Annotated in this window: 17 protein-coding genes; 16 read left to right on the forward strand and 1 reads right to left on the reverse strand. The window is 66.4% G+C overall.

All coding sequences use genetic code 11. From position 1 onward, the window contains the following. Positions 1-326: 326 nt before the first annotated feature. The 12 genes from AB0J39_RS00785 to AB0J39_RS00840 all read left to right on the forward strand — a co-directional run bounded on the left by AB0J39_RS00785 (position 327) and on the right by AB0J39_RS00840 (position 9773). Entirely contained in the window at positions 327-1244 is a 918-nt protein-coding gene (locus AB0J39_RS00785) for a hypothetical protein (protein ID WP_363460340.1), read from the forward strand. Between the two features lie 293 nt (positions 1245-1537). Continuing rightward, positions 1538-1816 carry a hypothetical protein gene (locus AB0J39_RS00790; RefSeq protein ID WP_363460342.1) on the forward strand — a complete coding sequence of 93 codons (279 nt, stop codon included), beginning with the start codon at positions 1538-1540 and terminating at the stop codon, positions 1814-1816. Between the two features lie 5 nt (positions 1817-1821). Beyond that, entirely contained in the window at positions 1822-2151 is a 330-nt protein-coding gene (locus AB0J39_RS00795; RefSeq protein ID WP_363460344.1) for a hypothetical protein, read from the forward strand. 86 nt (positions 2152-2237) lie between these two features. After that, positions 2238-3827, forward strand: coding sequence for a hypothetical protein (locus tag AB0J39_RS00800; protein ID WP_363460346.1), 1590 nt, complete (start codon positions 2238-2240; stop codon positions 3825-3827). A gap of 44 nt (positions 3828-3871) precedes the next feature. After that, positions 3872-4288 carry a hypothetical protein gene (locus AB0J39_RS00805; protein ID WP_363460348.1) on the forward strand — a complete coding sequence of 139 codons (417 nt, stop codon included), beginning with the start codon at positions 3872-3874 and terminating at the stop codon, positions 4286-4288. Positions 4289-4519: 231 nt separating this feature from the next. Further along, a complete protein-coding gene (locus tag AB0J39_RS00810) occupies positions 4520-4882 on the forward strand; it encodes an endonuclease VII domain-containing protein (RefSeq protein WP_363460350.1) in 363 nt (120 codons plus the stop codon). Positions 4883-5138: 256 nt separating this feature from the next. After that, positions 5139-6800 (forward strand): phage portal protein, encoded by a 1662-nt coding sequence (locus tag AB0J39_RS00815; protein WP_363460676.1) that lies wholly within the window; start codon positions 5139-5141, stop codon positions 6798-6800. 14 nt (positions 6801-6814) lie between these two features. Continuing rightward, on the forward strand, positions 6815-7654 hold the full coding sequence (locus AB0J39_RS00820; RefSeq protein WP_363460352.1) for a hypothetical protein: 840 nt from the start codon (positions 6815-6817) through the stop codon (positions 7652-7654). Positions 7655-7669: 15 nt separating this feature from the next. Beyond that, positions 7670-8683: a N4-gp56 family major capsid protein gene (locus AB0J39_RS00825; protein ID WP_363460354.1), complete on the forward strand. Its 1014-nt coding sequence runs from the start codon at positions 7670-7672 to the stop codon at positions 8681-8683. Between the two features lie 90 nt (positions 8684-8773). Then, the gene (locus tag AB0J39_RS00830) at positions 8774-9115 is read left to right on the forward strand and encodes a hypothetical protein (protein WP_363460356.1); all 342 of its coding nucleotides are present in this window, start codon (positions 8774-8776) and stop codon (positions 9113-9115) included. Beyond that, complete coding sequence (locus AB0J39_RS00835; protein ID WP_363460358.1) at positions 9115-9354, forward strand: hypothetical protein; 240 nt, start codon at positions 9115-9117, stop codon at positions 9352-9354. Before AB0J39_RS00830 ends, AB0J39_RS00835 begins: the two co-directional genes overlap by 1 nt. Then, positions 9354-9773, forward strand: a complete 420-nt coding sequence (locus tag AB0J39_RS00840) for a hypothetical protein (protein ID WP_363460360.1) — start codon at positions 9354-9356, stop codon at positions 9771-9773. The genes AB0J39_RS00835 and AB0J39_RS00840 overlap by 1 nt, the downstream gene beginning before the upstream one ends. 88 nt (positions 9774-9861) lie before the next feature. Here AB0J39_RS00840 and AB0J39_RS00845 read toward each other — a convergent pair whose 3' ends face one another. Next, on the reverse strand, positions 9862-10275 hold the full coding sequence (locus tag AB0J39_RS00845) for a hypothetical protein (RefSeq protein WP_363460362.1): 414 nt from the start codon (positions 10273-10275) through the stop codon (positions 9862-9864). 72 nt (positions 10276-10347) lie between these two features. On the opposite strand from AB0J39_RS00845, the gene AB0J39_RS00850 reads away from it, so the two are divergent. The 4 genes from AB0J39_RS00850 to AB0J39_RS00865 all read left to right on the forward strand — a co-directional run bounded on the left by AB0J39_RS00850 (position 10348) and on the right by AB0J39_RS00865 (position 14916). After that, positions 10348-11157, forward strand: a complete 810-nt coding sequence (locus tag AB0J39_RS00850; protein WP_363460364.1) for a hypothetical protein — start codon at positions 10348-10350, stop codon at positions 11155-11157. Next, positions 11157-12623, forward strand: a complete 1467-nt coding sequence (locus AB0J39_RS00855; protein WP_363460366.1) for a hypothetical protein — start codon at positions 11157-11159, stop codon at positions 12621-12623. Before AB0J39_RS00850 ends, AB0J39_RS00855 begins: the two co-directional genes overlap by 1 nt. A 129-nt stretch (positions 12624-12752) precedes the next feature. Continuing rightward, positions 12753-13352: a hypothetical protein gene (locus AB0J39_RS00860; protein ID WP_363460368.1), complete on the forward strand. Its 600-nt coding sequence runs from the start codon at positions 12753-12755 to the stop codon at positions 13350-13352. 22 nt (positions 13353-13374) lie between these two features. Further along, positions 13375-14916, forward strand: a complete 1542-nt coding sequence (locus AB0J39_RS00865; RefSeq protein WP_363460370.1) for a phage tail sheath C-terminal domain-containing protein — start codon at positions 13375-13377, stop codon at positions 14914-14916. Positions 14917-14938 lie beyond the last annotated feature (22 nt).

The raw sequence follows: 14938 nt of genomic DNA on the forward strand, positions 1-14938 counted from the left end.
AACTGGAAGTTGTCAAGATTGAGTTGGGACATGATCTCCACGCCTTGATCAAATCCTAACTCTGAGCAGGTCATCCCAACTAAAGCGGCTACGGAGAGGCAGGGCCGAGTTGGGAGGTTGTGGCGCCCCGTGACGGAGAAGTGGGGGGAAAGTGTGGGGCCGGGGGCTGGAAAGTGCGGGGTGGGCTGACCTGCGAAGCTGTACGCGGCGATCAGCTCGGCGGTAGGGTTGCGCGCGTTCCCCAAGAGCGTGTATATGGAGGCCCCGTGTCCCCCTCGGCCCTCCCGAGTCCGGTCCGCTGGACCCTCGGGATCGTCACCGGCCCGATGATGCTGATCGCGGCCCTCACGAACTTCGACCACCTGATCAACCTCGGGCGCGCGATCGGCATGGGCGGCCTCGCGTGGTCGCTGCCGGTGGCCGTCATCACCTACGAGGTCATCTCGACCGCCGTCTTCTTCACGACCCCCCGCCAGCACGCCGGGCTCCGCAAGTCGGCCGCGATCGGCGCGGTGCTCGGGCTGTCGATGACCATGGGGCTCAGTGCGCTGTGGCAGTCGATCGCCGACGGCGCGGTGGAGGTCAACCTGCTCTGGAAGCTCGTCCTCGTGCCGGTGCCGTCGCTCGTCGGCGCCGCCTTCCTCCACCAGCTCGTGCTGGCGATCTCCGGCGGCCACGGGGAAGCGGAAGCGGAAGCGGAAGCGGAAGCCGACGCGGAAGCGGACGCAGTGATCGCCGCGCTCCGGCGGCCGGAAGCGGAAGCAACTGAGACGGCAACTGAGACGGCGGCACCGGAAGCGGTGGTCTCAGTGGAAGCGGAAGCACCCCCGGCGCCGGAAGCACCGGAAGCACCCCCGGCGGAAGCACCGGCAGCGGACAGTGGCAGCGCGCCGGAAGCACCGCAGCCGGAAGCACCCGTGCTGCCGGTCGTCCCGGTGGCCGCTGCTTCCGCCCCGCCCCGGCGCCCGCGCGTCACCGCCGTGCTTCCGCCCCGGCCGGAAGCGCCGGAAGCAGTCAAGCTGCCCCGTGTGGCGCCCGAGCACGTGGACAGGGCCCTGGTGGTCCTGCGGCGCGCGGTGGAAGCAGGGCTGCGGCCGGAGGACGTCAAGAGCGGCAAGGTCCTCAAGGACTTCCCGGCGGGGGTCGGCGACCGTACGGTGCGGAACGCGCTGCGGGTCGCCCGCTTCCAGCTGGAGATGGAAGCACGGAAGCAGAACCGCCAGCAGGAGCTGCTTCCGGTGTAGCCTGGAAGCGGTGAGTGTCGAGAAGGGCCGGAAGCGGAAGCTCCGGCCCTTCTTCATGTCCGGAAGCAGGTGGTGCTTCCGCTTCCGCTGCTTCCAACTCCCAGATTTGGGAGCTGCTGGGAGTTGCCTGGGAGTTGCCAGATTCCGCCTGTTGCCAGCTGCTGGCAACTCGCCGTTTCTGGCAACTGCTTCCGGTGCTTCCGGTCAGTGGCGCGGCTCACCGTTGTATGCCTTGCACGGTGTGTGGTGCGTTGGGTATGGTGGTGGAAGCACTGAGACGGAGGAATGGAAGCATGGCTGAGCTGCTGAGCAAGGTCGACCACAAGACGTATCTGGATCTGCCGGTCGGCGTCGCGCGGGTCGACCGCATCCGCCGGGTCGGCACCGTGACGTACAAGGGGCACAAGGCGGCCGAGATCCGCGACTGGGTCGAGGTCATGGACGAGGACGGCGAAAACCTCATCTGGCACCCCAGTTCCGGCGTGATCATCCCCCTCGACCAGGTGGTGAAGATCCGCAAGGCCCTGCAGAAGATCGAGGTCGACAACGGCCTGGTGGACGAGGAGGTGTAGGTCTGATGGTGATGCTGAAGCGGGCCCGCCTGGCCAAGCAGACCGAAGAGGACCAGCTGTACCCCGTCCACTGCCGCGCCTGCGGCCGGTACCTCGGGATCAAGGCTCGGGGTAACCCCAACAAGCTGCGGATGTACTGCGCCGACGACCCGTGGTGCGCGGTCACCCGCGAGTGGGTGTTCCCCAAGGACCGCACGGTCGACGTCCTGAAGTGGCTGGTCGAGTACGAGGGGGAGCTGGTGTCCTCCTTGGCCCGCGAATTCGGTGAGGAGCGGGACGACCTGCATGCCTGGATCAACAACAGGGACATCCGGACGCTGCGCGCGAGGATGTAACTCCGAGAACTGTTAAGGCCCGTCGCCATTACAAACGCGGCGGGCCTTTTCCATACCCTCGAAATACGGACAAACGAGGGTACTCAATGACAGTTCAGACGGACGAATATATAAACGACGAGGCAGGCTACTTCGAGGACGAGACCGACGGGGAGCGCGAGGCCCGCGAAGCCCTGGAGATCAACCTCGACGAGCTGACGCAGCAGACGGTTGACATGGTCGTCGACCGGATGATGATCGTGATCGACGAGGTCTCCGGCCACCCCCTGTACGCCTACCAGCGGCCATTCGCTCGGCGAATCGTAGAATCCCTCATCATCGGTGACGGCGCGACCCTCACGGCCCTGTTCAGCCGTCAATCCGGCAAATCGGAAACGGTGGCCAACACCGTCGCCGCGTGCATGATCATGTTCCCGGTACTGGCCAAGGTCTTCCCCGCCCTCATGGGCAAGTTCCGCGAGGGCCTGTGGGTCGGCGCCTTCGCGCCGGTCGACGACCAGGCCGACAACCTCTACGGCCGGATCGTGTCCCGCCTGACCTCTGAGATGGCCCTGGAGCTGATGCAGGACCCGGACATCCAGGACGGGGTCAAGGCGCGCGGGCGCACGCTGACGCTGAAGTCCGGCTCGCTGGTGCGGCGCCAGACCTGTCACCCGAGAGCGATCATCGAGGGCCGGACCTACCACCTGATCCTGATCGACGAGTGCCAGGGCGCCGACGACCGCATGGTCTCGAAGTCGATCGTCCCGATGGGTGCGAGCACGAACGCCACGTATGTGTTCACGGGGACGCCGACGTACGTCAAGAACGTCTTCTACCGGCAGATCCAGGACAACAAGCGGGAGCAGACCAAGCGGAGCGCCCGCCAGCTCCACTTCGAGGCCGACTACCGCGAGGCGTCCAAGGCGAACGCCGACTACAAGACCCACTGTCTGAAGCAGAAGCTCCGGCTCGGCGAGGACTCCGACGAGTTCAAGTTGTCCTATCGCCTGATCTGGCTGCTGGAGCAGGGCATGTTCACCACCCAGGAGCGCATCCAGGCCCTGGGGGACAAGTCCATGCAGGTCGTCAAGGCGTGGTACCGCTCGCCGGTCGTGGTCGGCATCGACCCGGCGCGCAAGCAGGACTCCACCGTCGTCACGGTCGTATGGGTCGACTGGGACCACCCCGACGACGTCGGCCTGTACGACCACCGCGTGCTCAACTGGCTGGAGCTGGGCGGCGGCATGTCGTGGGAGACCCAGTACTACCGGATCATGGAGTTCCTGGGGCCGTACCGGATCCACGCCGTCGGCGTCGACACCGGGGGAGTCGGCGACGCGGTGGCCGACCGGCTGAAGGTCCTCATGCCGCAGACCGAGATCGTCGAGCTGGGCAGCCAGCGGCCGGAGCAGTCGGCCCGCTGGAAGCACCTGTACCAGCTCCTGGACCGGGGCAAGATCGCCTGGCCCGCGCACGCCAAGAGCCGGAACCTGCGGACCTACCGGCGGTTCGTCCAGCAGCTGTCCGACCTTCAGCTGGAATACACCGGGCCGTACATGCTCGCGGCGGCGCCGGACGAGGCCAACGCCCACGACGACTACTGCGACTCCCTAGCAATGGCCTGCGTGCTCACCAGCGGTGAGCACTTTATGCAGGAAGCCGAGCAGAGCAGCAACCCATTCTATTCCCGGTGACGAATTGGTCTACCCTGGAATTGAACCGCTCAGGAAGTGAGAAAATGGCAGACCCCACGAACGTTTCCCCGCTCGCCCCGGCGCCCCAGTATCCGGAGCGGCTGAACCCCGTCTACGAGCGCAAGTTCGGCGTGAACACCGAACGGCGCGGTCCGCTGCGTTTCGAGGAGGGCGTCGCGACCGACACCGACGTCCCGAACGAATTCCAGAAGGGCATCATGCAGGGCTACATCACCGCGCCCGGCCGTCCGAACCACAACGCCAACGTCTACGAGAAGTACCCCGAGGAGACAATGGCCCAGCGGGCCCACGTCGGCTCGGCCTCTTGGGTCGAGGCGCCGACCTTCCTCGGCGAATTCGCCCACGGCACCAACGGCGACAACGGCGCCGTCGAGTACGAGGTCGTGACCCGATATGGCGGCCACTACCTCCGGCAGAATCCCGCAAACGTGGTCGAATGACAACCGAATGGGCGGAAGTTCTCATAGGATAGTTCCGTGAGCAATTCCCCCACCAAGCAGGGGCCCTCGCCGAAGAAGCGGGGGCCTCGGCGTTCTCCGACCACCGTGAAGCTCGGTGACAAGTTCGGCCGCTGGAAAGTGATCGGTCCATTCGTCCGGCAGGCTGACGGCCAGGCCCGATTCCCCTGCCGCTGCGAATGCGGGACTGAACGGACAGTCCTCTGGCGCGGCATGAGGGAGTACGGCTCCTGCGGATGCGTCCAGCGGGAAAAGGCCTCCGAAACCCACACCAAGCACGGCTACCACCTGAAGGACGCACCGCGCCGGGCGAAGTGGCTGTGGGCGCAGTACCGCCTCGCGTGGGAGGACTATCTGGCCCGCATCGAGGAGCAGCAGGGAAAGTGCGCGATCTGCCCGAGGGGGATCGGCGCGGACGACCCTCGGACGCACGTCGACCACGACCACGAGTCCGGGAATGTTCGTGGCATTCTCTGTCACTACTGCAACCTGGCGCTCGGATATATGGAGGACGACGCGGAGCGGATGAGGCGGGCCGCCGAATACATCGAGCGGACGAGAAGCGTGCCCGACTGATCCGATATACTGGATTCGTCGATGTGGTGATCATCCGAAAGACCCCTGGCTTCCCCCAGGGGTCTTTTGGTTTTCCGGCACCTCCGAACTAAAGGCCCGGACGTTACCATTCCCGCGAGAAGCCTCCCTACGCTGGAATTCGTAACGCACGTTGCGCCACAAATGGCGCTGGGCCTGTAGGGGGTGATGCCGGAATATGTCCATCGCCTTCTATCCGCCCGGCCAGCGAGCTGCGGGTAGCGACCTCGCGATCTCCGTGAGCCCCCTAGGCCTGGTCGAGCTGGCCGACGAGGAGTTCGAGGTCCACGGAGTCCGGCTCAACCGGTACGCGACCAACTGGGCCTTCTATCTCGGCCACCACCACGCCTACCGGCGCGAGCCCGGCGAGGCCCTGATGACGTTCAACTACGTCAAGGCCCTCACCGACTTCAACCTGGCCTTCTGCTACAACCGGGGCGTCACCTTCCGGGCGGCCCCCGCCTACTCCCACATCGTCCCGGCCCTGCTGAACCGGGTGTGGGAGACCGACAACAACAAGCCGCAGGTCATCCGCGAGATCGCCCAGCAGGGCGCGGTGTCCGGCGACATGTTCGTCAAGGTGGCCTACGAGGATCCCTGGACCGATCCGGCGGGCAACCCCCACCCCGGCCGCGTCCGCATCCTGCCGCTGAACAGCAGCTTCGTCTTCCCTGAGTGGCACCCCCACGACCGCGATCGGTTGATCCGGGTGAAGATCAAGTACCGGTTCTGGACCACCTCGCTGGAGGGGACCAGGCAGGTCATGACGTACACCGAGATCATCGACGATCAGTGGATCGAGGAGTACATCAACGACGACCTGATCGACCGGCGGCCCAACGCGCTCGGGACCATCCCGATCGCCTACGCCCCGAACATCACGGTCTCCGGCTCCCCGTGGGGCCTGTCGGACGTCAACGACCTGATCCCGCTGAACCGGCAGTACAACGAGACGGCCACCCAGATCGCCGACATCATCGCGTACCACGCGGCGCCGGTCACGATCATCACCGGGGCGAAGGCCAGCAACCTGGAGAAGGGCCCCCGCAAGGTGTGGGGTGGCCTGCCGAAGGACGCCCAGGTGTTCAACCTGGAAAACGGTGTCGACCTGTCCGGCCCGCTGTCGTTCATGGACCTGCTGAAGCGGGCCATGCATGAAATGGCGGGCGTCCCCGAGACGGCCCTCGGCCAGGTGCAGCCGATTTCCAACACCTCCGGTGTGGCCCTGTCCATTGAATGGCTCCCGGCGACCAATAAGCGGGACGCCAAGCTCGTGAACATGACCGCGCTGCTGAAGCGGATCAACGAGCTGGTGCTGCGGACGCTGTTCCTGTTCGAGCCCGATTCCATGCTGTACAACCCGGACACCGACGGGATTATCGAGCCGGGCCAGCCGGAGTTCATCGACCCCACCGACCCGCTGGTTTACCGGACCGAATGCGTCTGGCCGGACGCCATGCCGACCGACCAGCTGATCAAGCTCAACGAAGTCCAGGCGAGAATGGCGCTCGGCCTTGAGTCGAAGCGTGGAGCCCTGCGTGAACTCGGAACGGAATTCCCCGACGAGAAGATGCAGGAGATCTTCAAGGAACTCGTTGAGGACGCGAAGGAGCAGGGAGCGCTTGACGTTATCAACGCGTACATCTCTGCTGCTATCGTCGAATTGACGGGGATGAACCCGGATGGTTCGCCCCCTGAACAACCGAATACTTCCCCGCAATCTGGCAGCTCCAACTCGAATCCTGCGGGTCCTGCGCCGAGAAAGCCGAATCCCGGTCCGATGAGGTCCGAGCTTCAGCAGATTATCGGCGCTCAGGAAAGCCAAGTCGCATCCGACATCGTGACACAGGCCTTCGGCACGAAACTGCCGCAGCGCCGAAATCCGGACGCCGACAAATAACAGGAGACGAGGAATTGAAGACCCGTACCCCGAACCTCGGTGACGTCATCGGCTACACCAGCCGAGGCCCCATCCGCCTCATCGGCGGTGGATCCACCGACACCCTGCCTGACGGCTCCCAGCCGCCCGCCCCGGCACCGACCCCCGACCCGGCCGTCCCGGCCCCGCAGGCGCCCACTCAGGGCCGCCTGTTCACCGCTGAGGAGGTCGAGCGCTTCAGGGCGCAGGAGCGTGACAAGCTCCACCGCGAGCTGGAGACCACACGCAGCCAGCTGAACGACGTCACCTCCAAGCTCTCCTCGTGGGAGCAGGAGCGTGCCGAGGCTCAGCGTCTCCGTGAGGAGGCCGAGCGCAAGGCCGCCGAGGAGAAGATGACGGCGGCCGAGCTGATCGAGGCCCGGCAGAAGGAGTGGGAGCAGCGTTTCGCTCAGCTGGAGCAGGAGCGCGCCCAGGAGCGGGCCATCCTGGAGCAGGAGCGCCGTTTCTCCGCGCTTCAGGCCTACGTCCAGCGTCGAGTCCGCGAGGAGAGCGACAGCATCGCTCCCGAGCTGATCGACCTGGTGAACGGCAACACGGAGGAGGAGGTCGAGGCCAGCATCACCACGCTGAAGGCCAAGACCGAGTCCATCCTGCAGAACCTGCAGTCGGCGGCGGCTGGCGTCGCTCCGGCCGCACCGCCCCGTGGTGTGTCCCCTGCGGGATACGCCGCAACTGGACCTCTGGAAACCGACTCGGTGCAGCAGCAGCTCTCGGAAGACGCGATCAGGTCCATGTCAATGGCTGAGTACGCCAAGGTGCGAGGATCCCTCCTCGGCCAGGCTTCTCAGCCGAACGGACGAGGACTCTTTGGGTAAAGGACCTAAGTAATCATGGCGATCGGTTTCCCCGCCACCAGTGCGATCACTGGTACCCCGAACCTGTCGACGAACGTCACTGGTTCGCTCTACGCTGGCGGCTCCAGCCTGTCGGCGGCCATCCAGACCATCTGGAGCAAGGAGATCTTGTTCCAGGCCATGCCGATTCTAAGGTATGAGCAGTTCGCTGTCAAGAAGACTGAGCTGGGCGTTCAGCCCGGTCTGACGATCAACTTCATGCGGTACAACAACCTCCCCGACGCCAGCCAGCTGACGGAAGGCGTCCGCATGACGACCTACGCGCTGTCGGCGAGCCAGTTCAGCATCACCGTGGCCGAGCATGGCATGGCCGTGGCGGTCTCCGAGCTGCTGCTGAACGCTTCGTTCGACGATGTCCTCGCGTCGGCCTCAAGGCTCCTCGGGCGCAACATGGCACTGTACCTCGACAAGAGCGCGAGGAACACCCTGCTCGGCGCCGCGAACACGCTCTACGGCTATAACAAGTACGACACCACGGTCAACGCGACCCGCACCGTCCTGTCGCCGTACGACCGGGGTACTCCGGCCACCACTCGTGACGAGCTGACCGGAAACTACCACTTCACCACCGCGCTGGTCAAGGATGCCGTGGAGACCCTTGCGAGTCTCAACGTGCCCCGTCTCGGCGAGACGTACGTCTGCTTCGTCCACCCGCACCAGAGCCGTCGTCTGCGCGACGACCCGACCTGGATCGAGATGACCAAGTACGCGTCGCCCGGCAACTTCGCCCTCGGCGAGATCGGCCGGATCGACGACGTGGTCTTTATCGAGACCACGCAGGTGAACCAGGTCACCAACACGGGCGGCAAGACGGTCTACCAGTCCACCGTGCTCGGAGACAACGCCTTCGGCCACGCCATCTCGCTGCCCGTCGAGCTGAGGGACGGGGGCGTGCTGGACCACGGACGTGAACACAGCATCGCCTGGTACGCGATCTGGGGCCTCGGGATCATCACCGACTCGGCGATCCTGACGCTTGAGACCAACTGACGTACGACAAGTTACCAGTCTCCGGGGCTGCCGTCAACTGGTAGCTCCGGGGGCTACCTCCCCTAACTCGACCAACACCTGGAGACAGTAGTGGCTGCCGCTGCATCCCGCAAGTCCCCCCGCGACCACACCGGCCGACAGGCCGAGGTCCTGGCCGCTGAGAACGCCGAGGAGCTGGCCTCCCGGCGCGGTTCCATCAGCACCCTGACTGAGGCTCCCGTGGCCGCCGAGGACGCGGCCGAGGACGGCGACGTGGTCTTCTCCGACGCTGTCGAGGTCGACCAGCCCATGGTCCGCATCCGCGTCAACACCGACCTCCCCGACCTCGTCATCGGCTACGGCAACCACTACAGCCTCTACCGGGGCCAGTGGTACCGCGTGCCGAAGAACGTGGCCGACGTGCTGGAGGAGAAGGGATACCAGTACCACTGATGGCCAAGATCACCATCGGGGCCATCTATCGGCTCCAGTCCGATTTCGGTGTCGGCCCCGGCTCCGTCCCCTCCGGCTCCGACGTGAAGGTGACCGGCATCTACCCGCCTGGCACCCCCGGCCTCGGGACGGCCGACGAGGACACCGTGCTGGCCGACTACGACACCCCCAGCGGCGCCGTCCAGTCCATCGCGGTCGGCGTCACCCAGTTCTCCCAGATCGCCCGTGAGGTGGCCTGATGGCAGGTAACCCGACCACGACCGCCGCCGCCGACGCGCTGGACTACTTCGTCGGCCGGGCGGTGGCCAAGACGACGCCGTACAGCACCTACGTGGCGCTGCTGACCTCGGCGCCGCCGAACAACGCGACCATCGCCCAGCTGGCCGAGGTCAACACCCCCGGCTACGCCCGGCAGCTGGTGTCCTGGGCCCCCGCGAGCGCGGCGGTGCCCTCCACCACGTCCAACACCAACGTTCTGACGTTCGGGCCCGTCACGGCGGACATGGCCGCCCAGGCGACCCACGCGGCCCTGGTGACGGCCCAGGTGGGCACCACGGGCGAGGTGCGCGAGGTCTGGACGCTCGACACCCCGCAGCAGGCCGTCAACGGCCAGGCCCTGCAGATGGGCGCGAACAAGCTGACGCTCTCCCTGGGCTAAGCTTCCCGGTCCCTTCGCTACCGCCGGGATGGTTAGGCCCCCGCACCCCGACTTGTCACCGGGATTCGTGCGGGGGCCATTCCCGTCGCTACTGCCGCCGGTTGAGCCAGCGGACGAACAGGGCCAGGAGCGCGAAGAAGATCGACAGGTAGAACACGCCGCTGGTGATCGCCGCCACCGCGTTGGCCGCCTGCCAGTTGTCCGGGCCCAGGGCCTTCTGGATCAGCGCCGAGCCGAAGAACAGGACGAACGTCCAGACCACGAACCCGACGACGGCCAGCCGCTTGATCCACACCGCACGGTACACGCGGGGGGCCACCTGCTGGTACAGCGGGACGCGGTCGAGCATCGGCGTGCCGTCGGCGTGGTAGACCGGCTGCCCGGTGCGGGGGTCGATGACCTGCTGCCACTGCGGGTTGTTCGCCGCGTCCACGATGGCGCCGAGAGCGTACCCCTGCAGAGCGGCGTCGGCCAGGCTCTCGTGGTGGTCATAACGGTCCATCTCGGGCTCCCGTTCGTGGTGGGGGAGAGGCGATCTTACCACTTTCATTCCCGGAAAATCGACAATTGATGTATGGCTGATATGTCCGTGATGCTGGCTCGTGTCCGGGGTGCTCTGGGTGACCTCGGCGAGCGCTTCCGCGTGACGTTCCCCGGCGGCCAGGACGAGTACGAGACCGGATACCAGCGGATCACCGAGGTCGTGGTCTCGAAGGTGTCCGGGTCGGTCGTCATGGACCTGGCCGAGGGAACCGACTACACCCTGGAGCCGGTCGACGGCATCGTCACCCTGACCACCGCGCTGGAAACGACCGACACCCTGATGGTGGCCGGGAAGGCCTTCTCCCTGTTCACCGACGAGGAGATCACCGGCTACATCACCGACGCGGTCCGGCGCCACACCCACGAGCGCGAGACGTCCCAGCGGGTCCGGGACGACCACGGCTTCATCCGCATCGAGCGGACCCCGATCACCCTGGCCAATCTGCCGGAGATCGAGCTGGAGCCGCTGACGGTACTCGCCACGATCGAGGCCCTGTGGGACATGACCACCGACGCCTCCTCGGACGTGGACGTGTGGACGGCCGAGGGTACCCACCTGTCGCGCGGCCAGCGTTTCCAGCAGCTGACGGCCCAGCGGGAGGCGCTGCAGGCCCGGTATGAGGACTTCTGCCGTCAGCTCAACATCGGCATGAACAGGATCGAGGTCGGCACCCTGCGCCGGGTCTCCTACCTCACCGGCCGCCTGGTGCCGGTGTTCGCGCCTAGGGAGTACGACGAGTACAGCCCGAAGGGTCCACGCCGTCTGCTGCCGCCGGTTGATGCGCCGAACGAGGACCCGTCCGAATTGCCAAGTCCCAACTGGGGCGGCTGGGGGCCCTGATGTCACGTCTTGATCGCAAGCAGGGTCGGTTCGACCCGACATATGAGAGCGTCGAGATCGAGTCGGCCCTGGCGGGCCACCAGAGCGTCTACGGCCAGACGATCTCCTACTTCCGCTACTCCCACGACCTGACCGAGACCCACGACGTCTACGGCGAGGCTGCGGGCGCCGGGCGGGTGTTCTACGAGCCGGTGGACATTCCCGTGCTCCAGGTGATCCGCGAGGAGGGCGCGGCCGAGCAGGAGGACGCCGGTTTGTACTGGACCGACACCATCCACGTCACCGCGTCCTTCAAGCAGCTGATCAACGCGGGTCTGGACCGGCTGGACGTCGAGCACAACCGCCGCCTGCGCGACCGGTTCGTCTACGACGGCCGGGTCTTCCGCATCACCGCCATCCATGTCCTCGGCCAGTTGAAGAAGCGCGACGTCATGGTCGGCATCGACGCCGTCCAGATGAAGCGCGAAGACCTGCTCGACGACCAGCAGTTCTCAGCGTGGTGGCACGGGGAGGTCGCCTACCGGCCGACGCCGGGGGCGCCGTACGTCCCGGCGCCGGAGTCTCTGCTGCGCGGGCCGAAGGGTGACCCGGGCGAGCCCGGTCCTCAGGGCCCGCAGGGCGAGCCCGGTCCTCAGGGCCCGGCTGGCCCGAAGGGCGACACGGGCGATCAGGGGCCACAGGGTGATCCCGGACCGCAAGGCCCGCAAGGGCTTCAGGGGGTCCAGGGCGAGCCGGGACCGAAGGGGGACGCCGGTCCTCAAGGCCCCAAGGGCGACCCCGGCCCGCAGGGCGAACAGGGAATTCCGGGCGAGCCCGGCCCGCAGGGCGAGCCCGGCCCGCAGGGAGAGCAGGGCCCACAGGGCCTCAAGGGCGACCAGGGTGATCAGGGGCCACAGGGTCCCAAGGGTGACCAGGGAATTCCTGGCGACCCAACGGCGTGGACACCAGCGGATCACGGATTCCTCACCTGGACTACGGATCCGCAGGGCCTGGCGACTACGGGTGGGCCGGTCCCGTCCGGGACGGTGTGGCTTCTGAGCGTGAAGCTCGCCGAGGCGGCGACGGTCAACCGCGTGACGGTGTACGTCACGGGAGCCGGTGCGGGCTTGTCCAGCGCCTACGTGGGTCTGTATGACTCCGACGGTGTCCTGCGAGCCGCTTCTGCCAACGTGGGGACGACGTTCCAGTCAGCGGGCATCAAGGCGATCTCGTTCACGACCCCCTACGAAGCTGCGCCGGGTCGGTACTGGGTGGCGGTGCTGAATGGTGGTTCGACGACAGCGCCGTCGCTGGCGCGAGCGGCCCTTGCTGCCGGGCTCCTCGGAATGCCCAATATCGGGCTGTCCTCCACTCCGGCGTCGCTCCGTTTCGCCACCTTCGGCTCGGGGCAGACCGCGTTGCCCGCGTCGTTCAGTCCGTCGTCGCTGAGTCAGCTGAACCAGTCGCCGTGGGCGGCTCTTTCGTAAGTCGTCGGTGTGACCGATTCGGCCCTTACCATTTCCGGGCGTGCTTTCTCTACCCTGAAAGTGAATGGTTGTCTTTCGGGAATGGATGTGTGACCGGGAATGCCGTGGATCCTCAATGAGGACGGCGCCGTGAAGGCGAAGCTGTCCGATATTGCGGTGTCCGCGCCGAGCGGTTCACTCGCCGTCCCCGTCCGTTTCTCGACGCCCGAGCCGGAAGTCGGGGACATGACGTACCCGGTCATCGTCATCGAGCGGGGGACCATTTCCCCGGCGCCGGATCGGATGCACCAGGGGTGGGGTCTTGTCCCCTTCGTCGAGGGAAAGCCGGAGCCGTCGGCTGGAGACCTGTGGAACTACTACGGGGACTGGCCGATTCCGCACGACGTCCATTACCAGATCTCCGTGCTGTGCCGGACCCAGACCCACCAGACCGAGCTGATCGGGATCCTGGCCAGGGGAGATCGGCTCCCGGCGAAGTACGGCTACCTGGAGATCCCGCAGACCCAGCGGTGCCTGCCGCTGAATCTGGTCAGCGGCCCGGAATCGCCTACTCCCATCACCGACACCAACGGCAAGCGGCTGTTCACGACGCATTACCTGGTACAGGTCCAGACGGAATTCATGCCGTGGGAAGCGCAGCGGTACGAGCTTATCCAGCACGTTCGCGGCGAGATTGTCGACGCCCAGACCAAGAAGTGGACGCTCGCCACTTTCGACGACCAAACGTGAGACCTTCTAGGAGAGTTTGCCAGTGGCCACCTACCTGACTCCCGGCGTTTACGTCGAGGAAGACCTGTCGTCGGGGGCGGCGAATGACGCGAGTGCGTCCCGCGCGATCGGCGCTTTCGTCGGCGTCGCTCCGATCGGCCCGTCCGTTCCGACGCTGATCCGTTCCTGGGCTCAGTTCGTCACGCTGTTCGGCGGATTCAATGGCCCCCGGAACTACTTGCCATTCGCCGTCTACCAGTTCTTCGCCAACGGCGGCGGGAACTGCTACGTCGTCCGCGCGGTGCGCGAGGACGCCACCAACGCCACCGCCACCCTGAACGACTCGACGGCGGCCGGTTCCGGCGGGCCCAAGCCCGCGCTGACCGTCACCGCGCTGTCGGCCGGTGCCGCGTCCAACGCCCTGTCGGTGGTCATCGCGCCGACCGGCGCCGAGGGCGGGCGGTTCGACCTGCGGGTGGTGAACGGGACCACGATCGTGGAGCGGTTCGCCGACCTGTCGAGCGATCCCGACGACGCCCGGTACGTGATCAGCGTGGTCAACTCCCCGGCCGACGGCTCGCTGCTGATCCGGCTGGTCAACCCCAAGGTTGTGGACGACTACGTCTACAACGCCACCACCGACGTCATCCCGGCCCAGACCGCCGCGCTGACCGGAGGTGAGGACGGCGACAGCCCGTATGACTACGTGGCGGCGGCCAAGAAGCTCGCCGACGTGCCGGGCAGCAACTTCGACCTCAACATCCCGGCCATGTCCGACACGGCGGTCCTCAACCAGGTGCTGGCCTGGGCCGAGTCCATCGGCCGGGTGTTCCTCGTGATCGACGGCCCTCGCGCGGCCGAGGGCGCGACCAGCGACCAGGTGAAGACCGGCTACACCAGCATGGTCACCGGCAACGGCGCGCTGACCCAGTCGAGCTACGGCGCCGTGTACGGCCCGTGGCTGATGTGCGCTGACCCCTCCTCCAACCGGTGGGGCGCGCGGCGGCTGCTGCCGCCCGGCGGCGCGGTCGTCGGCCAGATGGCCAAGACCGACCTGTCCCGCAACGCGGCCAAGGCTCCGGCGGGCGTGGAGAACATCGTGGCCAACGTGCTGAGCACCGAGGCGCGGTTCACCGAGGCGCAGCTGGACGAGCTGGCGCAGGCGCAGATCAACATCATCCGGCTGATCCCTGGGTACGGGCACTGCATCTTCGGCGCCCGCACGCTGAAGCTGTCCCTGCCGGACCTGTACGTGCCGGTCCGCCGGACGGTGATCATGCTGCGGAAGACGCTGATCGACCAGACGCGCTGGGCGGTGTTCGAGCCGAACGCGCCTGACACCTGGCAGAGGATCCGCCTGTCGCTGTCGGCGTACCTGTCCAAGCTCCGCAAGGCGGGTGTTCTCGCAGGTCAGACGGACCGGGAGAGCTTCTTCGTCAACTGCGGCCCGGACCAGAACCCGCAGTCGGAGATCAACGCGGGCCGACTCAACGTCGAGGTCGGGGTCCGACTCCTGTACCCGGCGGAATTCGTGATCATCAAGCTCTCGCACTACGAGGGCACCGCCGCCAGCAACGAGGCCTGATCCCTTCTAGGAGCGCACACCC

The sequence above is a fragment of the Microbispora sp. NPDC049633 genome (genome assembly GCF_040675265.1).
In the GTDB taxonomy this organism is placed as follows: Bacteria; Actinomycetota; Actinomycetes; order Streptosporangiales; family Streptosporangiaceae; genus Microbispora; species Microbispora maris.

Coding starts and splice junctions, on each gene's coding strand:
- AB0J39_RS00785 (WP_363460340.1), top strand. CDS start 327: ATGATGCTGATCGCGGCCCTCACGAACTTCGACCACCTGATCAACCTC.
- AB0J39_RS00790 (WP_363460342.1), top strand. CDS start 1,538: ATGGCTGAGCTGCTGAGCAAGGTCGACCACAAGACGTATCTGGATCTG.
- AB0J39_RS00795 (WP_363460344.1), top strand. CDS start 1,822: ATGGTGATGCTGAAGCGGGCCCGCCTGGCCAAGCAGACCGAAGAGGAC.
- AB0J39_RS00800 (WP_363460346.1), top strand. CDS start 2,238: ATGACAGTTCAGACGGACGAATATATAAACGACGAGGCAGGCTACTTC.
- AB0J39_RS00805 (WP_363460348.1), top strand. CDS start 3,872: ATGGCAGACCCCACGAACGTTTCCCCGCTCGCCCCGGCGCCCCAGTAT.
- AB0J39_RS00810 (WP_363460350.1), top strand. CDS start 4,520: ATGAGGGAGTACGGCTCCTGCGGATGCGTCCAGCGGGAAAAGGCCTCC.
- AB0J39_RS00825 (WP_363460354.1), top strand. CDS start 7,670: ATGGCGATCGGTTTCCCCGCCACCAGTGCGATCACTGGTACCCCGAAC.
- AB0J39_RS00835 (WP_363460358.1), top strand. CDS start 9,115: ATGGCCAAGATCACCATCGGGGCCATCTATCGGCTCCAGTCCGATTTC.
- AB0J39_RS00840 (WP_363460360.1), top strand. CDS start 9,354: ATGGCAGGTAACCCGACCACGACCGCCGCCGCCGACGCGCTGGACTAC.
- AB0J39_RS00845 (WP_363460362.1), bottom strand. CDS start 10,275: ATGGACCGTTATGACCACCACGAGAGCCTGGCCGACGCCGCTCTGCAG.
- AB0J39_RS00850 (WP_363460364.1), top strand. CDS start 10,348: ATGGCTGATATGTCCGTGATGCTGGCTCGTGTCCGGGGTGCTCTGGGT.
- AB0J39_RS00855 (WP_363460366.1), top strand. CDS start 11,157: ATGTCACGTCTTGATCGCAAGCAGGGTCGGTTCGACCCGACATATGAG.